The sequence below is a fragment of the Streptomyces kanamyceticus genome (assembly GCF_008704495.1).
GTDB classification, from domain to species: Bacteria; Actinomycetota; Actinomycetes; order Streptomycetales; family Streptomycetaceae; genus Streptomyces; species Streptomyces kanamyceticus.
On the sequence record NZ_CP023699.1, the window covers coordinates 6,602,864 to 6,622,282 of the forward strand.

Below are 19,419 nucleotides of genomic sequence, written 5' to 3' on the forward strand. Positions count from 1 at the left end.
ATGACCAACGCCCTCCTCCGCGAGCGCCTGATCCGCGTACGGATCGCCCTCACCGCCGACGCCCTCCGCGTCGAGGTCACCGACCCGCGCGGCGAGCGTCTGCCGGAGCCGCGTGCGGCGGAGGGCGGGGATCAGTTCGGGCGCGGGCTGCTGCTGGTGGGGGCGCTGGCCGACCGGTGGTGGTGCGAGCTGTGCGACGTTGGGAAAACGGTGTGCGCGGAGTGGCGCGTCCCGGCCCGCCGTGCGGCGCGTGGCGTGGTGTGCCATCTGGCGATGGACACGAAGGGGCGACTGGAATGGCGCTAGCGTGGCCATGTGCCGCACCGGTGCTGGAAGAGCAGAAGGGACGGTCACCGATGACCATGCCGCATGTGGACGGGGACAGCCCGATCATCCCCGCGCCCGAGCTGACACTGCCCGCCCTACGACAGGCCGTCGCGACAGTTGCTCCTGCCCGGCTCCCTGAGTTCTTCGAAGACCTTCAGAAGGCGTTCGTACGCGCTGGGGACGAGGACAGTGTCGTACCCATCCGGATGTTCTATCGGCAGTGGGCTGTCGTGGTCGAGATCGAGCGGTACCCCGATACGGCCAGGCGCCTGCACGCCGCCGAGCGGGCACTGAGCAGCCCCGACTCAGCAGAGCGCGACCGGGCGGTACGCGAAGCCGGTGACATCGTGCGCGCCGCACATCGCGAGGTCGAGGGTGGCTGAATGGAGTTGGGAGTACTACCAGGACGACCTGATGGACGGGCTGCCGGACATCGCACGCGGTGAGGCCGAGCGGCTGGCCAACGAGATCGCCATCCGCGAATCCATGGTCTTCCTGGAGGGGGCCGCGTACACCGGGCCCGGCCCGGGCCTGCGTACCGAAGCGCGAGGCAAGCTCATGCTCAACTACCTGACCGATGTACGGGGAGAGCGGATCGTGGTGGTTCAGGTGAGCTGGTTCGGATGACAGGGCGATGACAGACATACGTGAAGGGGGCGCCCGGAGGATTTCTCCGGGCGCCCCCTTCACGTAGAGGGGAGAGGCCCCCTTGTTACTTCGCCAGGTTCGGCGGCGGTATCGGCGCCGATGCCAGGGACTGGGGAGACGTCGCCGAGGCGTACGCGGAGGGGGCCGACATGCCTGCCGTGGGGTCGGTCGGCGCCTCCTCCGTGGGGAGCGGGAGGCCGCCTACGATGCGGATGCCCGCCTCGTCGAAGGCGTGCTTGATGCGCCAGCGCAGTTCGCGTTCGACGCCCAGGGACTTGCCCGGCATCGTCTTGGCGGAGACGCGTACGACCATGGAGTCCAGCAGGACGCTGTCCAGGCCGAGGATCTCGATCGGGCCCCACAGGCGCTCGTTCCACGGCTCGTCCTTGGCCATGGTCTCGCCGACCGACGTGAGGGTCTCCTTGACCTTGTCCAGGTCCTCGTCGGGGCGGACCGTGACGTCGACGCCCGCCGTGGACCAGCCCTGGGAGAGGTTGCCGATGCGCTTGACCTCGCCGTTGCGGACGTACCAGATCTCGCCGTTGTCGCCGCGCAGCTTCGTGACGCGCAGGCCGACCTCTATGACCTCGCCGGACGCCACACCCGCGTCGATGGAGTCGCCCACGCCGTACTGGTCCTCGAGGATCATGAAGACGCCGGAGAGGAAGTCCGTGACGAGGTTGCGCGCGCCGAAGCCGATCGCGACGCCCGCCACACCGGCGGAGGCGAGCAGCGGCGCCAGGTTGATCTCGAACGTGCCGAGGATCATCAGCGCGGCGGTGCCCAGGATCAGGAAGGACGCCACCGAACGCAGGACCGAACCGATGGCGTGGGAGCGCTGGCGGCGGCGCTCCACGTTGACCAGGAGGCCGCCGAGCGCGGTGCCGTCCACGGCCTGCGCCGTGCGGTTCATGCGGTCTATCAGCTTGGTGATGGCGCGGCGGACGATGACGCGCAGGACGATCGCTATCGCGACGATCAGCACGATGCGCAGGCCGATGCCGAGCCAGGTGGACCAGTTCTGCTCCACCCAGCTGGCCGCGTTCGTGGCGCTTTCCTGGGCGTCCTCGAACGTGGGCGGCTTCGACGTCGACTTGTCGTCCGGGTCCGTTCCGGCAGCCGACAGGACGGACAAGAGCACGGCTGGTACCTCCAGGTATCGCGGCCTGCCCAGAAGATGCCCCGGGCAGAAGCACCACACTAACGGGGCATTGTGTGTGGATCGTTGTGATGTTCGAGGGAGAGACGGTGCTCACCTGGGGAAGAACCGGGTGACGTCCTGCCGCCCGTCGCCGCTGTGGTCGAAAACACTTCAAGGCCGTTACCGGCACATGGTGGCGCCACGACCAGGCATGAGGGGAGACTGGCAACAGATCGTCCCGGCGCGAGCCACGCGCCGCCGGCGTACAAGGAGGCATCCGCCGTGCCGCATGTCTTGGTCCTCAACGCGTCGTACGAGCCACTCGGCGTCGTACCGCTCCGCCGCGCGCTCGTCCTCGTCCTGGAGAACAAGGCTCTCTGCCTCGAGGAATCCGGCGCCTTCATGCACAGCGCAACGCGCACCGTCCCCGCACCCAGCGTGGTCCGCCTCAAGCGGTTCGTGCGGGTCCCCTACCGGGGGCCCGTTCCTCTGACCAGGCGGGCACTGTTCGCCCGCGACGGCGGTCGGTGCATGTACTGCGGTGGCGTCGCAACCAGCGTCGACCACGTCATTCCGAAGAGCCGGGGCGGCCAGCACGCCTGGGACAACGTGGTGGCTTCCTGCCGCCGCTGCAACCACGTCAAGGCCGACCGGCACCTGTTGGAGCTGGGCTGGCGGCTGCGGCACAAGCCCGCGCCGCCCTCGGGCCTCGCGTGGCGCATCATCGGGACCGGACATAGGGATCCGCGCTGGCTGCCGTATTTGCAGCCGTTCGGCGCGGAGGACGCGATGGCCCGGATCGATGGCATTTCTGCCTAGAACTCGATCCGGGCCTTTGTCGTTCTGAGAGGAGTGAGCGACGCAGCGGGCGCACGGTTGCACGTGGGGGCGTGCGGCTCTGCGAGGCGTGCGGGAGTGCGCGGTCGTCAGTCTTCCGCGACCGCGTACGCCTCCACGGACCAGAGCGAGTAGCCGAAACGCGTAGCCCGCTCGTCGCCCTGCACCCGGAGGTAGCGGGCGCCACGCGCGTCCATGCGGACCGCCTCACGGCCGCCCCTGCCGTCCCGCACCGTCGCGGCCGTCCGCCAGGTCCTGCCGTCGGCCGACGTCTGCACGCGATAGCCCGCCGCGTACGCCTCCTGCCAGCGCAGCACCACCTGCCCGACGCGGACCGGGCGGCCGAGGTCGACCTGCCACCACGCGCCGTCCTTCGCGGGGGACGACCAGCGGGTCTTCGGATCGCCGTCGGTGGCGGCGGAGGCCGGGAAGTCCGCCGTCTCGTCCCCCGACGAGGTGGCCTTCGCGCCGCGCGCCAGATCGGGCCCCGCCGTGCGCGGATAGGCCCGGACCGACAGCACCGTGCGGCTCTCGTCGCCGAAGCGCACCGGGATGTCGTACGTCCCCGCGCGCGTGCCCGCCGGGACGGTGATGTCGAGCGGCACGTGGACCTCCGTGCCGCGCGGCAGCGTCGACGCCCCCGGCGCGCGCACCTCGATGCCTCCCGGCGCCTTCGCCGTGAGCTCGCCGCGTACGTCGCCGGGGCGCAGCGAAAGGAGCTTCGCCGTGACCCGCCGCGGCGCGCCGCCGATCTCCGCGTCGGCCTCGGTGCGGGCCAGCGTCAGCCGGGCCGCGGGGGAGTCGGCGTACCAGGGCACGAGGTGGCGGACGGTGCCCGTGGTGGGGCGGGCGCGGACCGCGTCGGCGCGCACGTCCGCGAGGGCGACCTCGGTGAAGCCGCTCCTGGACAGGGCGCCGATGCTCCGCCAGCCCTCGCCCGGCACGTGCGCCTGGAGCTCGCCCCGGGTGCCGGGGTCGGTGAGGGCCGTGACGGCGGAGAGGGTGCGGGTGCGCGGCAGCTTCGCCGTCGCGTGGTCCGACGCCTGCTCGGCGTCGAGGCCCGCCCACTTGTCGTACGACGCCCGGGCCCGGGCCAGGAACGGGTCGAGCACGCCCTTGCCGACGGTGGCGGGGCTCGCCCGCAGCTCCTCGCGGAGCCAGGACAGGGTGCGCGCGGCCCGCCAGGCGGCCGCGCCGTCGCCGTCGGACTGCGCGCGCAGCATGTCCACGGCGGTCTCGCCCGCCGCGCCGTACCGCGCCAACTGCTCGATCCAGGGCCGCACTTCGTCGCCGAGGGCGCTGTCGGCGAGCCGCTCGGGGGCCCGGCGCATGACGCCGAAGGCCGCGCGCAGCCGCCGCGCCGACTCATCGGTGCGGGCGCGGTCCGGCGTGGTGAGGGACGGCGTGCCGCGGGCCCGCCAGAAATCGCTCATGAGAGGGCGCAGGTACGCCGATTCGTCGGCGCCGAGCACCGAGGACGCGTCATTGCCCGCCAGGGCCCGCAGCGCGCCCCTGGCGGGCGCGCCGGGGCCCGCCAGGTCGTCGATCGCGGCCAGCCAGGACTCGTGGGGGCGGTAGGCGCGCGGGTTCCAGGCGTAGTCGGCGGCGGTGAAGAGGGGGATGCGGGAGGCGGACGGCTGCTCCATGGCGTTGCCGAGGAGCGCGGCCGAACCTGCGGCCACGGCGGGCTCGCGGCCGGTGTAGGGGCCGAGGAAGACGCGGTCCTGCGCGAAGTCGTTGACGGGGTAGTTGTCCATCGTGACCAGCGGATGCGGTCCGAACGCCGCGCGGGCGCCCGTGAGGTCCCGCCCGGTGATGGTCCTGGGGACCACGCCCACGCCCGTCCAGGCCACCTCGACGCGGCGGTCGAGGCCGGTCGAGAGCGCCGCGCGGTACTCGGTCGAGCCGTCCTGGAAGTACTCGGTCGGCATCAGGGAGAGCGGCCCCGCGTCCGGGTGGCGCTCGGCGAGGTGGGCCGCGACCGCGTTCGCCACCTCGGCCTGCGCCCGCGCGGCGGCCCTCGGCCCCGAACCGAACGTCTCCGCGTCCTGCCCGCAGTGCCACTCGCTGTAGCTGACGTCCTGGAACTGCAGCTGGAAGGCGCGCACGCCGAGCGCCCACATCGCGTCGATCTTGCGGTTGAGGTCCCTGACGTCCTTCTCCGACGACATGCACATCGCCTGGCCGGGGGCGACCGCCCAGGCCAGCGTGACGTGGTTGGCCTTCGCGCGCGCGGCCAGGGCGCGGAAGTCGGCGCGCTGGTCCGCGGGGTAGGGCTCGCGCCAGCGGGCCTGGCGGTAGAGGTCGTCGCCGGGGGCGTACAGATAGCGGTTCTGCTTCGTGCGCCCCATGAAGTCGACCTGTTCCAGGCGCTGTTCGCGGGTCCAGGGGGTGCCGTAGAAGCCCTCGGTCAGGCCGCGCACGGCCGTGCCCGGCCAGTCGCGGATCCGCACGCCGGGGATGGTGCGGGTCTTCGGACCGCCCGTCCCCGTCCCCGCCAGCTGCCGCAGGGTCTGTACGGCGTGGAACAGCCCGTCCGCGCCGACGCCCGCCAGAGCGACGGTGTCCCGCCCCGCGACCTGCCCGACGGCCAGCCGGTATCCGCCCGCGGGCAGGTCCCCACGCGCGCGTGCGCCTAGGGAACGCAGCGCCCGGTCGGCGCCCGCGCCGTCCGCGTGGACGACGAGGGAGCGGCCCGCGGGCGGCGGGGCGCCGTCGCGGACCTCCGTGATCCGGCGGGCGCCCGCGTCGCGCAGGAGGGTGCGCAGGGCGTCCAGGGCGTACGGGTCCGTGTCCGCGTCCGCGATGACGGTGACGTCGTCGCCGATCGTGACGGCGGTGCCCGCGGCGATCGTCGACTGCGGGCGCGGCCAGACCGGCACAAGCCCGTCGTTCGCGCGGTCGTCGTCCGGGGAGGTGGCGGGCGTGCCGGGGGCGGGCGGGGCCGCGAGGGCGCCGGGGGCGCCGCCGAGCGCGCCCGCGATGACGGCGACGGCGACGGCGGCCGCGCCTTTCCCGCGCCGGAACTGCCGCGACTGCCGCAACTGCACGGCCCGCCCCTCTCGTCGTGCCAGGGGTTCCTGACGCCGCGTGTGCGTGTGTGCACGTGTGGTGATGAGCCCACCACTGTGGCAGTCGGGGTGTCAACGGGGTCGGCAGGGGGCGGCCGGGGGATTTCGGGGGAGTGGACATCTTCCCGGGGTGCGGGGGCTTGGGCGGCCGATCTTCCGGGAGGGAAGTGGGTGTGTGGGAACAACTCCCGTACCGGGAACCAAATGTGACCACCGTCACGTTGGGCCACCGTATACGTCTGCGGCCTTGCGCACTGGGTAGGGCTGCCGTGACCTGCCCCCTGACAAGGAGCTCCACGTGGCCGCTTCTGCGAACCTTCTGCTCTCCGCCCTCTCCAAACAGGTCTCCGGTCCGGACTCGGGCCTCGACGGCTCCTGCTCCTGCGGCTGCCTGGAGCCGCCGCTCACCAGCGAGCCCCCGCTCGCCGACGCCGCGCCGCTGACCAGCGAGCCGCCCCTCGCCGACGCGGCGCCGCTGACCAGCGAGCCGACCGCCACCGGCATGGCTTCGGGCCTGGACTACATGGGGGTCTGATGACCCTTTCCCGGCTGGCCGCCGCCCATGGTGTCGCCACCTCCTACTCCCCGTCCCCGGGGCGCACCGTCCCGGCCTCCGAAGCCGCGGTGATCGCGGCGCTCGCCGCCCTGGGCGTGGACGCGAGCACTCCGGAGGCGACCCGCGCGGCCCTCGCCGCGCGCGAGGCCCACCTGTCCGGGAGCCTCCTCCCGCCGACGGTGGTGGTCTGGACCGACGCCCCGGTGCCCGAGGCCCCGGCCTTCGCGCGGCTGGCGCCGGGGACGCGAGTGCGGGTGGAGCTGGAGAACGGCGGGACGGCCACCTGGGAGACGCCGCCGGGGTCTGATGCGACCGTCGCGTCACCGCCAGGGGCGCTGCGGTTACCGCCGGGCGTGCACCGGCTCGTCGCCCTCGGTCCCGACGGGCGGACCGCGCAGGCGCACCTCGTCGCCGCGCCCCGCCGGATCAAGGCGCCGCCAGGACGTACGCACGGGTTCCTGGTGCAGTTGTACTCGCTGTTGTCCCGGCACTCCTGGGGCATGGGCGACCTCGGTGACCTGACCGAGTTCGCCGCCTGGTCGGGGTACTCCCTGGACGCGGGCTTCGTCCAGGTCAACCCGCTGCACGCGGCCGTGCCGAGCCCGCCGGGCGGTCCCGGCGGCGACCCTTCTCCGTACCGGCCCTCCTCGCGCCGCTTCCCCGACCCCGTCCACCTCCGCGTCGAGGACGTCCCCGAGTACGTCAGGCTGCGGGGAGCCGCCCGCGAGCGCGCCGAGGAGCTGCGCGGCGCGGCCGGGCGATTACGCGCGTCCGTGCTGCGCGAGGGCGAGCTGATCGACCGGGACGCGGTCTGGGCCCTCAAGCGCGAAGCCCTCGAACTGCTCCACGACGTCCCCCTCGGGCCAGGCCGCCGCGCCGCCTACAGCGCGTTCCTCGCCGAGCAGGGCACCGCCCTGGAGGACCACGCCACCTGGTACGCGCTCGCCGAGGCGTACGGCCCCGACTGGCACTCCTGGCCCGCCGCGCTGCGCGACCCCGCCTCGCCCGAAACCGCCCGCGCGCGCCGCGAGTTGATGGACCGCGTCGACTTCCACAGCCGCCTCGCCTGGCTCACCGACGCCCAGCTGGCCACCGCCCAGCGCACCGCGCGCGAGGCGGGCATGGCCATCGGCCTGGTGCACGACCTCGCGGTCGGCGTGCACCCGGGCGGCGCCGACGCCTGGGCGCAGCAGCGGCACTTCGCCCCGGGCATGAGCGTCGGCGCCCCGCCGGACGCCTTCAACGCGCGCGGGCAGGACTGGGGCCTGCCGCCCTGGCGCCCCGACCGCCTCGCCGAGTCCGGCTACGCGCCGTTCCGCGCGCTCCTGCGCGGCCTGCTGCGGCACGCGGGCGCGCTCCGCGTCGACCACGTCATGGGCCTGTTCCGGCTCTGGTGGATCCCCGAGGGCCGCGACCCCACCGAGGGCACCTACGTGCACTACGACGCCGAGGCGATGCTCGCCGTCCTCGCCCTGGAGGCGCACCGCGCGGACGCCCTCGTCATCGGCGAGGACCTCGGCACTGTCGAGCCGGGCGTGCGCGAGACCCTGCGCGAGCACGGCGTGCTCGGCACCTCGGTGCTCTGGTTCGAACGGGACTGGGCAGGCGCGGACGGGGCCGAGGGCACGGGCCGCCCGCTGCCCGCCGACGCCTGGCGCGCGGACTGCGTGGCCACGGCCACCACCCACGACCTGCCCCCGACGGCCGCGCGGCTCAGCGGTGAGCACGTCCGACTCCGGTACGACCTGGGCCTGTTGACCCGCGATCTCGCGGTGGAGCGGGCCGAGGCGGCGGCGGACGTGCACGAATGGCTCGCCCTGCTCGGCAGGCTCGGCATGCTGCCGGGCGGCATGGGCTGCGAGGAGGACGAGATCCGCGCCGTGCACCGCTTCCTGCTCGCCACCCCCGCCAGGATGGTCGGCATCTGGCTGCCGGACACGGTCGGCGACCGCCGCCCGCAGAACCTGCCGGGCACCCGGGACCAGTATCCGAACTGGCGCCTGCCGATCGCCGACGCCGCCGGACGCCCCCTCACCCTGGAGGAACTCGCCGCCTCGCCGCGCCTGCACGCGTTCATGACGGTCTTCAGGCCGGGCGCGGTGACGGCCGTCGGAAGTGCCGAGACGACCCGTACGGCACCCCCGGGCGCGCACCCGGTTTAGGAGTTCGCTACGTTTGCACCGTGGACAAGAAGAACGCTCTGCGCGCCGGCGCCCTGGCCTCCGGCACGACGCTGATGATGCTGCTGATGTCGTCCCCCGCGAGCGCGCTCGTGCGCGACGACGGCGACGACCCGGGTCCGGGCCTGAGTGTCATCGACACGCTCGGCCTCTATGTCGTGGCGCCCATCGTGCTGTTCCTGGTGATCGCGGGCCTCGTGATGGTCGGCGACAAGTCCCGCAAGCAGCAGAAGCAGGGCTGACAGGACCGATCCGGGGGCTCACGCCACCCTTTCGTACGCTCCGTCGAGGGCGCGCTTCACCAGGAACTTCTGGTGAAGCGCGCCCTCGACGTGCTTGCGCCCACCCGCCGGACAGGCCCTAGGCCCGCTCGGCCGTCAGATAGCGCTGGACCGTCGGCGCGAGCCAGTCGGTGATCTCCTCCCGGCTCAGCGCGGCCGAAGGGGCGAACCGCAGGACGTACCGGGTCAGCGCGAGCCCGAGCACCTGCGCCGCGCAGAGCGCGGCCCGCGTCGGGGCCTGCGCCGGGTCGGGGCAGACCGCGCGCGCCACCGGCAGCAGCTGTCGCGTGAAGATGTCCCGCATGCGCTCGGCGCCCGCCGGGTTGGTGATGCCCACGCGGAGCAGCGCGGTGAGCGTCCCGCCGCCCTCCCACAGGTCGAGGAAGTGGGAGACGAGCACCCGGCCGACGTCCTCGCGCGGCACCCGCGTGAAGTCGGGCAGCAGCAGATCCGCCGAGGTGGCCGCGGCGAAGAGGCCCTCCTTGTTGCCGTAGTAGCGCATCACCATGGACGGGTCGATCCTGGCGTCCTTGGCGATGGCGCGGATCGTCGCCCGTTCGTAGCCGTCGGTGGCGAACCGCTCGCGGGCCGCGGTGAGGATGGCGGCCCGGGTGGCGTCGGAGCGGCGTGCGCCCGTTTCAGTCATGCCAACAAACGTAGGCCAACAGCTGTTGACAGTCCATAGCGGCGGTTCTACGTTGGTCAACAAGCGTTGACCAACAGTTGTTGGCATCGGGGCATCAGGCCAGCGGGTCACCAGGTCAGCGGGTAACCAGGGCCTCAGGAGGCAGCCATGAACGGCACCACCACCGGAACCATGGGCACCACCGATCGCGTCACCGGCCGCGGCGTAGTCGTCGTGGGCGCGGGCCCCACCGGACTCCTCCTCGCGGGCGACCTCGCCGTCGCGGGCGTCCCCGTCACCCTCGTGGAGAAGCGCCCGCGGGGCATCAGCGACCTCTCCCGCGCGCTGGTGGTGCACGCCCGCACCCTGGAGCAGTTCGACGCCCGAGGCATCGCCGACGAGCTGGTGGCCAAGGGGGAACCCCTCGACAGGCTCCGCCTCTTCGACCGCCTCTCCCTCGACCTCACGAACCTGCCGTCCCGCTTCCGGTGCGTCCTCGTCCTGCCGCAGTACGAGGTCGAACGGGTCCTGGAGCGGCGCGCGGTCGACGCCGGGGTCCGGTTCGCGTACGAGACGGAGGTCGTCGGCCTCAGCCAGGACGCCGACGGGGTGACGCTCGAAGTCCGGGGCCCGGGAGGCGAGTCGAGCACCCTCGGCGCGGCCTACGCGGTCGGCGCCGACGGCCTGCGCAGCGGTGTGCGCGAGGCGGTCGGGCTGCCCTTCCCCGGCAGGTCCGTCATCCGCTCCCTCGTCCTCGCCGACGTCAAGCTGGCCCGGCCGCCGGAGACGCTGCTCGCCGTCAACGGCGTCGGTGACGCCTTCGCCTTCATCGCGCCCTTCGCCGACGGCTACCACCGCGTCATCGGCTGGAACCGCGCCCGCGACGTCCCCGACAGCGAGCCGCTCGACCTCGCCGAGGTCAAGGAGATCGTCCGGGCGGCGCTCGGCGAGGACTTCGGGATGCACGACGCCCGCTGGATGTCCCGCTTCCACAGCGACGAACGGCAGGCGCCCGCCTACCGCGTGGGCCGGGTCTTCCTCGCCGGGGACGCCGCGCACGTCCACTCACCGGCGGGCGGCCAGGGCATGAACACCGGCCTCCAGGACGCCGCGAACCTCAGCTGGAAACTGATCGCCGCCGTCAACGGGCGTGCTTCGCAAGGGCTGTTGGACAGCTACCAGAGCGAGCGGCACCCGGTGGGCAAGACGGTCCTGCGCACCAGCGGCGGACTCGTCAGGCTCGCGATGGCCAAGCGCCCCTGGACGCTGGCCGCCCGCGCCGCGGTCGCCACCGCTGTCGGGCACCTGCGCCCGGTGCGCGCGCGGGCCGTCGGCCAGATCACCGGCATCGGCGTCGCCTACCGGGCGCCGAGGGGCGCCCACCGGCTGACCGGGCGCCGGGTGCCGGACGTCGAGCTCAAGGAGGGCCGCCTCCACGAAGTCCTGCGCGAGGGTCGGTTCGTGCTCATCGCGCCGGAGGGCGTGGACCACGGGGGAGCGGGCCGGGCGGTGGCGGCGCACTGGACGACGGCCGGGCGCCGCACCACGGTCCTCGTCCGCCCCGACGGGTAAGTGGCCTGGGCGGCGGAGGACGCGGACGCGGGGGCGGTGGCGGCGGCGCTGGGGAAGTGGGGGATCGGAACGAAGGGCTGAACGTTCAGTACTGCTTCAAGTTAACCTCGTAAAGTTTCGATGGACCTGATGGGTCTGGGAGTGTCACGGTAGTCCCGCAACGCACCGAGATCCCCGCCGAGGCGGGGAGAGAGGCAAGGGATACCAAGTGACCGTCCTGGACCGGACCCCCGTCAACACCGCGAAGAGCGGCAGCGAGGCCGCCGACGCCCGCCCTGTAGGTGTCGGCCGCCCCCTCGGCGTGGGCCTCGCGCTCGCCGCCCTCGCCACCGTCGTCTGGTCGGGCAGCTTCGTCACATCGCGCGCCCTGCACGACACCGTGCCGCCCGTCCAGCACGCGTTCTGGCGCTGGATCATCGCGATCGCGGCGGTGGCGCCGTTCGCGGTGTGGGAGACCTGGCGGCAGCGGGCGCTGCTGCGGCGGCACATCCGGTTCCTGCTGCTCGCCTCCCTGTTGGGCGTCACGGTCTACAACACCCTCGTGAACCAGGCGGGCATGACGACCACCGCGGGCAACATGGGCATGATCATGGCCGCGTCGCCCGTCCTGATGGCCGTCTACGAACGTGTCGGCGGCACCAGGCTCGGCGCCCGCCGCGTCACCGGCATGCTGGTCGCCTGCGCCGGGGTGCTGCTCCTGGTCAGCGAGGGCTCCCTCGACATGGACTTCGCGGTCGGCGATCTGTGGGTGATCGCGGGCGCGTTCTCCTTCGGTTCCTACAGCGCGCTCCTCAAGCGCAGGCCCGCGGAGATCGGCGGACTGCCCTTCCTCTTCTCGACGTTCGTGCTCGGCGCGCTGATGCTGCTTCCGGTGTTCGTCGCCAGCTATGTGCTGCAGGGCGGCTTCGAGCCGACGGTCGGTACGGTGTCGCCGCTCCTGTACGTCGGGGTGGTCTCCTCGGCGATCGCCTTCTTCGCCTGGAACAAGGCCATCTCGATCATCGGCGCGGCCCGCGCCGGAGTCGTCTACTACCTCCAGCCGGTCTGCGTCGCCCTGCTCTCCTTCGCGCTCCTCGGCGAGGCGATGGGCTGGCTGCAGGTGCTGTGCATGGGGCTGATCCTGGGCGGCGTCGTCCTCGGCTCGGCCGCGGGGTCCCACTCCGTACGCGTCCGGGACCGCGGCTGACATGGCGGGCGTGGGGGGTCTGTACGTTGACTCCATGAGCGAGTGGGACATCAAGAAGCTGCAGATCCTGCGGACGTTGAGCGAGCGGGGCACGGTCACGGCGACCGCGGGCGCCCTCCAGATGACGCCGTCGGCCGTGTCCCAGCAGCTGTCCAACCTCGCCAAGCAGCTCGGCGTACCGCTCCTGGAGGCGCACGGGCGCCGCGTCAGGCTCACCGACGCGGCGCATCTCGTGCTGCGGCACGCGGAGGCGGTCTTCGCCCAACTGGAGCGGGCCGACGCGGAGTTGGCGGCGTATGTGCACGGGGAGGCGGGGGAGGTGCGGGTCGGGGCGTTCTCCACCGCGGTGCCCGCGCTCGTCGTCCCCGCGGTGCGGGCCCTGCGGGAGGCCGCGCCGGGGATTTCCGTACGGGTACGGGAGACGGAGGCGGCGGAGGCGTACGAGCTGCTCGCGGCGGGTGAGGTGGACATCGCGCTCTCCCTCGCGGCGCAGGCGCCCGCCGCGGGCGACGCGGACACGCGCTTCACCCGGGAGTCGCTCCTCGCCGACCCGCTGGACGTGGCGCTTCCCGGGGAGCATCCGCTGGCGTCGTCCGCCGCGCCCCGGCTCGCCGATCTCGCGGGCGAGCCGTGGATCTTCGGCGGGAGCGGGCCCTGGTCGGAGATCACCAGGGCGGCGTGCGAGGGCGCGGGCTTCACGCCGGAGCAGGCGCATTCCGCCTCCGGCTGGACGGCGATCCTCGCGATGGTGGAGGCGGGGATGGGGGTCGCGCTCGTGCCGCGCATGGCAGCGGTGAGCCGGGACGGTGTCGTGATGCGGGACCTCGGTGCCGATCGGCCTCGCCGCCATGTGATCGCGGCGGTGCGTCGCGGGGCGGCGGGTGGGGCGGCGGTCTCCCGCGTCCTGACCTCCCTCCGGGAGGCGGTTCCCACGCGGGTGGGGTAGCTACTCGTCGCTTGGCCGCGGGCCCGTCGTGGCTGGCCGCGCTTGGCCGCGGGCCCGTCGTGGCTGGTCGCGCAGTTCCCCGCGCCCCTTAAGAGCCCGTCGCTTGGCCGCGGGCTCGTTGTGGTTGATCGCGCAGTTCCCCGCGCCCCTTAAAGGGCCGTCGCTCGGCTGCGGGCGCATTGTGGCTGATCGCGCAGTTTCCCGCGCCCCTGACGGGGCGCCCCGCTAGGGGCGCGGGGAACTGCGCGACAAGCCACGATGCGCCCGCAGCCGAGCGAAAACCCAAACCCCGCCCGGGCAGGGGAAGTTGTCCCCCGCCCGGCCGGAGGGTGGGGCTAAACGTCCGCGGAGCGAGCCCGCAGCGCCCGCTCGACGCCCGCACGGGACTCCGTGACAAGACGCCGCAGCGCCGCCGACGGCTCCGCCGAGGCGAGCCACGCGTCCGTCGCGGAAAGCGTCTCCTGGGACACCTGGATCGAGGGGTACAGGCCCACGGCGATCTGCTGGGCCATCTCGTGGGAGCGGGAGTCCCACGCGGACTTGACCGAGGAGAAGAACTTCTCCGCGTAGGGCGCGAGGAGTTCGCGCTGGTCGGTCTGGACGAAGCCGCCGATCACCGCTTCCTGGATGGCGTTGGGGAGGGAGTCGGACTCCACGACGGAGGCCCAGGCCGCGGCCTTCGCCTCCTCGGTGGGCCGCGCCGCCCGCGCGTACGCCGCGTGCCGCTCGCCCGCCGCCGTCTTGTCCCGCTCCAGCTCCGCCGCGATGCCGGCCTCGTCGAGGCGTCCCGTCGCCGCGAGCCGCGCCACGAAGCCCCAGCGCAGCTCCGTGTCGACGGCGAGGCCCTCCACCGACTCCGAGCCGTCCAACAGGGCTTCCAGGAGGGCCAGTTCCGCGTCCGTGCGGGCCGTCGCCGCGAAGGCGCGGGCCCAGGCCAGCTGGTGGTCGCTGCCCGGCTCCGCGGCCCGCAGGTGCTCCAGCGTGGCCTCGGTCCAGCGGGTCAGCGCCGCGTCCCGGCCCGCCGGGGCCGCGTACAGGTCGAGCGCCAGCTTCACCTGGCGGTGCAGCGACTGCACGACGCCGATGTCGGACTCCTTGGCGATGCCGGAGAGGACCAGCGAAAGGTACGCACTCGTCGGGAGCTCCGCGTCGCGCGTCATGTCCCACGCCGACGCCCAGGACAGGGCCCTGGGCAGCGACGCCTCGAAGTCGCCGATGTGGTCCGTGACGAAGGCCAGGGACTCGGAGTCCAGGCGGACCTTCGCGTACGAAAGGTCGTCGTCGTTCAACAGGATCACCGCCGGGCGGTGCTTGCCCACCAGCGCGTCCACCGCCGTCAGTTCGCCGTCGACGTCCAGCTCCACGCGGTCCGTGCGCAGCAGCTTGCCGGACTCGTCGTCGAGGTCGTAGAGGCCGATCGCGATGCGGTGCGGGCGCAGCGTCGGCTCGCCCTTCGCGCCCTCGGGCAGCGCGGGCGCCTCCTGCTTGACGGCGAAGGACGTGATGACGCCCTGCGTGTCGACGTCCACGACCGGGCGCAGGACGTTGATGCCCGCTGTCTCCAGCCACTTCTTCGACCAGGTCTTCAGGTCGCGGCCGCTGGTCTCCTCCAGCGCGCCGAGCAGGTCGGACAGGCGCGTGTTGCCGAACGCGTGGCGCTTGAAGTACGCCTGCACGCCCTGGAAGAACTCGTCCTCGCCGACGTACGCGACGAGCTGCTTCAGGACGGATGCGCCCTTGGCGTACGTGATGCCGTCGAAGTTGACCAGGACGTCGTCCAGGTCACGGATGTCGGCCATGATCGGGTGCGTGGAGGGCAGCTGGTCCTGGCGGTACGCCCACGTCTTCATGGAGTTGGCGAAGGTGGTCCAGGAGTGCGGCCACTTCGAGCCGGGGGCGTACGCCTGGCAGGCGGCCTCCGCGTAGGTGGCGAACGACTCGTTCAGCCACAGGTCGTTCCACCACTCCATGGTGACCAGGTCGCCGAACCACATGTGGGCCAGCTCGTGCAGGATCGTCGCGGCCCGCACCTCGTACGCCGCGTCCGTCACCTTCGAACGGAACACGTACTGGTCGCGGATCGTCACCGCGCCCGCGTTCTCCATCGCGCCCGCGTTGAACTCGGGGACGAAGAGCTGGTCGTACTTGGGGAAGGGGTAGGCGTAGTCGAACTTCTCCTGGAACCAGTCGAAGCCCTGCCGGGTGACCTCGAAGATCGCGTCCGAGTCGAGGAACTCGGCGAGCGAGGGACGGCAGTAGATGCCGAGCGGCACCGACTGCCCGTTCGGGCCCTCGTACGAGGAGTGCACCGAGTGGTACGGGCCGACGATCAGGGCCGTGACGTACGTCGACATGCGCTGCGTCGGCTCGAAGTGCCAGACGTCGTCCTTGGGCTCCGGCGTCGGCGAGTTGGAGATCACCGTCCAGCCGCTCGGCGCCTTCACGGTGAACTCGAAGGTGGCCTTCAGGTCCGGCTGTTCGAAGGAGGCGAAGACGCGGCGCGCGTCCGGTACCTCGAACTGCGTGTACAGGTAGGCCTGCTGGTCGACCGGGTCGACGAAGCGGTGCAGGCCCTCACCGGTGTTGGTGTAGTCGCAGTCGGCGACGACCTTCAGCTCGTTGGGGCCCGCCTCCAGGTGCCTCAGCGCGATGCGCGAGTCACGGAAGACCGCAGCCACGTCCAGCGCGTGGCCGTTCAGGACGGCCTCGTGGACCGCGGGGGCCACCAGGTCGATGAAGGTCTCGGCGTTCGCCTCCGCGGAGTCGAAGCGCACCGTGGTCACGGACCGGTAGGTGCCGCCCTCCTGCGCGCCGGTGAGGTCGAGTTCGATCTCGTACGAGTCAACGGTGAGCAGCTTCGCCCGCTGCTGCGCCTCTTCGCGGGTCAGATTGGTGCCGGGCACGCGGTCATCTCCTCGGGTACGACGTGTCGTGCGCCGCGTCGTACGCCGGGTGGTTCGGCGGGTACGACTTGTGGCGTTTCCGGCCATCCTTCCATGCGCGTTCGTACGGCCGCCCGGGCCATTGTCCTCCCGCTGTCGTCCGGTTACGCTCCGCGCGTCGACTGATGCCCCACGATCGCCGCGATTGACCGCGCGGCGGCCGTGCCGACGCCCGGGGGGAACCGGAATGCCGGGGACGAACAGACCGCTTCACAGCCGGTCCGGGGGCCGCTCCCGGGACCGGACGGTACGGCGGCCGTGACCGACGTACTGGTGGCCGGAGCCGGCATCGGCGGGCTCACGACCGCCCTCAGCCTGCACGCGGCGGGCATCGGCGTCCGCGTGGTCGACGCCGTCGAGGAGCTGCGCCCGGTCGGCGTGGGCATCAACCTCCTGCCGTACGCGGTGCGGGAACTGACCGAGCTGGGGCTCGGCGCCGAACTCGCCGCGACCGCCGTCCCGCCCGACCAGATGGTCCACTTCGACCGGCACGGCAACCGCATCTGGAGCGAGCCGCGCGGCCTCGCCCTCGGCTACCACTGGCCGCAGTACTCGGTGCACCGCGGCGCCCTCCAGCTGCTGCTGCTCGACGCGGTGCGCGACAGGCTCGGCGAGCGCGCGGTGCACACCGGCACCGCGTTCGTGCGCATGGCCGAACGGGAGGGGTCCGCGCTGCGGGTCGTCCTGCGGGACAAGGGGCGGGCCAGGGAGTACTCGGTACGGGTGGGTGCGCTGGTCGGGGCCGACGGGCTGCACTCGGCGGTGCGGGCCCAGCTGCACCCCGGGGAGCGGCCGCCGCTGTGGAACGGCATCCGGATGTGGCGCGGCACCGCCGACTGGCACCCCGTGCTCGGCGGGCGGACCGTCGCGGTGGCCGGATCCAACGCCACCGCGAAACTCGTCGTCTACCCGATCTCGCGGTACGCCGAGGAGCACGGCAGGGCGCTGCTCAACTGGGTGGCGGAGGTGCGGTTCCCCGTCGAGCACCACCTCGGGCTCGCCGGGCCCGCCGACTGGAACCGCTCGGGGCGCCTCTCGGACGTCCTGCCGCACTACGCGGGCTGGCGCATCGGCGACCTCGACGTTCCGGCGCTGCTCGCCGCCACCCGGCACATCCTGGAGTACCCCATGGTCGACAGGGACCCGCTGCCGTTCTGGGGCCGGGGCCCGGTGACGCTGCTCGGCGACGCCGCCCACCCGATGTACCCGGTGGGGTCCAACGGCGGCTCCCAGGCGATCCTGGACGCCCGGGTCCTGGCCCGCTGCCTCGCGCTCGCCGCGCCCGACAGGGAAGCGGGACTGCGGGCGTACGAATCGGTGCGCCGAGAGGCGGTGAACGCGGTGGTGCTCGCCAACCGCGACATGCCGGCCGACCGCGTCCTGCAGACCGTCGCGGAACGGGCCCCCGACGGATTCACCCACGTCGAGGACGTCCTGACCCCGGCCGAACTCGGCTCGATCAACGAGGCGTACCGCAGCACGACGGGCGTGGACGTGGCCGAGCTGAACGCGCGGGGGTCGTGGGGGGTGGGGTGAACGCGTGGGTCGTACGGGTGGGGTGAACTCCCCGTCCGAATCCCGCCAGCCAACGCCTCGCCCGCGCGCGAGGCTCGACCCATGAACACGGACACCACGCACACGGACACCACGTACACGCCCCGCCCCATCGCCCCCGACGCGCTCAAGCAGCTCCGCGACACCGACGACGCGGGCCGCCCCTGCGTCCCGTACGTCGACGCGGAAGGCGGCGACCCGCTGCGCTGCTGTCTGCGGCCCATCGCCCCCGGCGAGCGCGTCGCCCTCGTCTCGTACGCGCCGCTGCGCCGCTGGGCGCGGGAGACCGGCGCGGCGCCCGGTGCCTACGACGAGCAGGGCCCGGTCTTCATCCACGCCGACCCCTGCGAGGGGCCGGAGGGCGGGCGGTCCGGTTACCCGTTCTCGCGGGCCGGGGCGCTGCGCACGGTCCGGCGCTACGACGGACAGGGGCACATCGTCGGCGGGCGCCTCATGGAGATCCCCGAGGACGCGGAGCGGGGCTTCGACGGCGTGTTCGCCGAGGCGTTCGCCGATCCGGAGGTCGCCCTCGTGCACGTCCGCGCGGTCGAGTACGGCTGCTTCCTCTTCGAGGTGCGCGGGGAGGTCTGATCACGCGGCGATGGCGGTGGCGGCGGTGGCGGCGACCGTGCGTGCGAACTCCCGTACCCGTGCCGTCTCCCCGTCCCGGCGCCACACCATGCCGAGTACCGAGTCCGGCAGCCCGTCGACCGGCACGAAGACCACGTCGTCGCGGTGGTGGTACTCCGCCGTAGGGCGGCACAGCAGCATCGCGCCCCGGTCCGCCGCGACCATCGTCAGGCCCTCCTGGAGCGTGCGGACCTCGGCGGCCGGGGCGGTGGAGGGGGCGGTGCGGGGGGCTTGTGCCTCGCGCCAGTACGCGGGGGCGGGCGGCCTCGCCGCGATCAGTGAGGTCCCGGCCAGCTCCGCCGCGCCCAGCGAGGCCCGCCCGGCGAAGGCGTGCCGCACCGAGACGGCCAGGGTCTGCGGGTCGCTGGCGAAGACGGGACCGAGCACCAGATCCGGCTCGGCGACCGGGAGCAGCACGATCGCCGCGTCCACGTCGCCGTCCCGCACCGCGCCGAAGGGGTCGGCGAAGGGGATCTCCACGACGTCCGTCACAGAGGCCGGATGACGCTCTTGGAAGGCGGCGATCGCCCGCATGAGCCGGGCGTCCGCGGTGCCCTGGAAGCCGAGCCTGAACGTGCCGTCGACGCCCCGCGCGGCCGCCCTGGCCCGCTGCACGGTCGCCGCCAACTCGTTGTATGAAGGCCTCAGTTCGGACAGGAAGCGTTCGCCGAGCGTGGTCAGCCGCACCCGGCGGCTGGTACGTTCCACGAGCCGGGCGCCGATGCGCTGTTCCAGGGCGGCGAGCAGCTGGCTGACACGGCTCTGCGAGATGTAGAGCCGCTCACCCGCCCGCCCGAAGTGCAGCTCCTCGGCGAGCACGAGGAAGCACTCCAGCTCCCGGATCTCCAGTCCGCTCATGGTGCGCCGTCCCCTCTCCCCTGCATCGATCAGTCCAGCTCATACAAGGATGAGATCTTCCATGT

17 protein-coding genes are annotated in these 19,419 nt (G+C 72.9%); 12 read left to right on the plus strand and 5 right to left on the minus strand.

What is annotated here, in order from left to right:
- From CP970_RS45830 to CP970_RS28490, 3 genes are read left to right on the plus strand one after another with little or no spacing between them, the layout of a single operon-like run.
- Positions 1-306 carry an ATP-binding protein gene (locus tag CP970_RS45830; RefSeq protein WP_063806250.1) on the plus strand — a complete coding sequence of 102 codons (306 nt, stop codon included), beginning with the start codon at positions 1-3 and terminating at the stop codon, positions 304-306.
- A 50-nt stretch (positions 307-356) separates the two neighbouring features.
- Positions 357-710 carry a hypothetical protein gene (locus CP970_RS28485; RefSeq protein ID WP_055555604.1) on the plus strand — a complete coding sequence of 118 codons (354 nt, stop codon included), beginning with the start codon at positions 357-359 and terminating at the stop codon, positions 708-710.
- Positions 703-954: a hypothetical protein gene (locus CP970_RS28490; protein ID WP_150494090.1), complete on the plus strand. Its 252-nt coding sequence runs from the start codon at positions 703-705 to the stop codon at positions 952-954. The genes CP970_RS28485 and CP970_RS28490 overlap by 8 nt, the downstream gene beginning before the upstream one ends.
- Before the next feature lie 85 nt (positions 955-1,039).
- Here CP970_RS28490 and CP970_RS28495 read toward each other — a convergent pair whose 3' ends face one another.
- Positions 1,040-2,116 (minus strand): mechanosensitive ion channel family protein, encoded by a 1,077-nt coding sequence (locus CP970_RS28495; protein ID WP_055555608.1) that lies wholly within the window; start codon positions 2,114-2,116, stop codon positions 1,040-1,042.
- A gap of 282 nt (positions 2,117-2,398) precedes the next feature.
- Here CP970_RS28495 and CP970_RS28500 point away from each other — a divergent pair, with 282 nt between their 5' ends.
- On the plus strand, positions 2,399-2,935 hold the full coding sequence (locus tag CP970_RS28500; RefSeq protein WP_055555610.1) for an HNH endonuclease: 537 nt from the start codon (positions 2,399-2,401) through the stop codon (positions 2,933-2,935).
- A 107-nt stretch (positions 2,936-3,042) separates the two neighbouring features.
- On the opposite strand, the gene CP970_RS28505 is transcribed toward CP970_RS28500, so the two are convergent.
- Complete coding sequence (locus CP970_RS28505) at positions 3,043-6,003, minus strand: beta-N-acetylglucosaminidase domain-containing protein (RefSeq protein WP_224058764.1); 2,961 nt, start codon at positions 6,001-6,003, stop codon at positions 3,043-3,045.
- A gap of 319 nt (positions 6,004-6,322) precedes the next feature.
- Here CP970_RS28505 and CP970_RS28510 point away from each other — a divergent pair, with 319 nt between their 5' ends.
- The 3 genes from CP970_RS28510 to CP970_RS28520 are packed head-to-tail and all read left to right on the plus strand — an operon-like array spanning position 6,323 to position 9,002.
- Positions 6,323-6,559 (plus strand): hypothetical protein, encoded by a 237-nt coding sequence (locus CP970_RS28510; RefSeq protein ID WP_055554223.1) that lies wholly within the window; start codon positions 6,323-6,325, stop codon positions 6,557-6,559.
- Positions 6,559-8,742: a 4-alpha-glucanotransferase gene (gene malQ / locus CP970_RS28515; protein ID WP_055554221.1), complete on the plus strand. Its 2,184-nt coding sequence runs from the start codon at positions 6,559-6,561 to the stop codon at positions 8,740-8,742. Before CP970_RS28510 ends, malQ begins: the two co-directional genes overlap by 1 nt.
- Positions 8,743-8,762: 20 nt before the next feature.
- The gene (locus tag CP970_RS28520; RefSeq protein ID WP_055554219.1) at positions 8,763-9,002 is read left to right on the plus strand and encodes a hypothetical protein; all 240 of its coding nucleotides are present in this window, start codon (positions 8,763-8,765) and stop codon (positions 9,000-9,002) included.
- A 118-nt stretch (positions 9,003-9,120) separates the two neighbouring features.
- Here the strand turns inward: CP970_RS28520 and CP970_RS28525 are convergent, their stop codons facing one another.
- On the minus strand, positions 9,121-9,687 hold the full coding sequence (locus CP970_RS28525; protein WP_055554217.1) for a TetR/AcrR family transcriptional regulator: 567 nt from the start codon (positions 9,685-9,687) through the stop codon (positions 9,121-9,123).
- A gap of 147 nt (positions 9,688-9,834) precedes the next feature.
- On the opposite strand from CP970_RS28525, the gene CP970_RS28530 reads away from it, so the two are divergent.
- The 3 genes from CP970_RS28530 (at position 9,835) to CP970_RS28540 (ending at position 13,370) form a co-directional block, all read left to right on the plus strand.
- Positions 9,835-11,238 carry an FAD-dependent monooxygenase gene (locus CP970_RS28530; protein ID WP_079043917.1) on the plus strand — a complete coding sequence of 468 codons (1,404 nt, stop codon included), beginning with the start codon at positions 9,835-9,837 and terminating at the stop codon, positions 11,236-11,238.
- A gap of 208 nt (positions 11,239-11,446) precedes the next feature.
- On the plus strand, positions 11,447-12,424 hold the full coding sequence (locus tag CP970_RS28535) for a DMT family transporter (protein WP_398655920.1): 978 nt from the start codon (positions 11,447-11,449) through the stop codon (positions 12,422-12,424).
- A gap of 34 nt (positions 12,425-12,458) precedes the next feature.
- The gene (locus CP970_RS28540; RefSeq protein ID WP_055554225.1) at positions 12,459-13,370 is read left to right on the plus strand and encodes a LysR family transcriptional regulator; all 912 of its coding nucleotides are present in this window, start codon (positions 12,459-12,461) and stop codon (positions 13,368-13,370) included.
- A 335-nt stretch (positions 13,371-13,705) separates the two neighbouring features.
- Here the strand turns inward: CP970_RS28540 and pepN are convergent, their stop codons facing one another.
- Positions 13,706-16,273 (minus strand): aminopeptidase N, encoded by a 2,568-nt coding sequence (gene pepN, locus CP970_RS28545; protein ID WP_055554215.1) that lies wholly within the window; start codon positions 16,271-16,273, stop codon positions 13,706-13,708.
- Between the two features lie 297 nt (positions 16,274-16,570).
- On the opposite strand from pepN, the gene CP970_RS28550 reads away from it, so the two are divergent.
- On the plus strand, positions 16,571-17,848 hold the full coding sequence (locus CP970_RS28550; protein ID WP_055554213.1) for a flavin-dependent oxidoreductase: 1,278 nt from the start codon (positions 16,571-16,573) through the stop codon (positions 17,846-17,848).
- A gap of 81 nt (positions 17,849-17,929) precedes the next feature.
- A complete protein-coding gene (locus CP970_RS28555; protein ID WP_150494092.1) occupies positions 17,930-18,457 on the plus strand; it encodes a DUF1203 domain-containing protein in 528 nt (175 codons plus the stop codon).
- Here CP970_RS28555 and CP970_RS28560 read toward each other — a convergent pair whose 3' ends face one another.
- Positions 18,458-19,354, minus strand: a complete 897-nt coding sequence (locus tag CP970_RS28560) for a LysR family transcriptional regulator (RefSeq protein ID WP_150494094.1) — start codon at positions 19,352-19,354, stop codon at positions 18,458-18,460.
- Positions 19,355-19,419 lie beyond the last annotated feature (65 nt).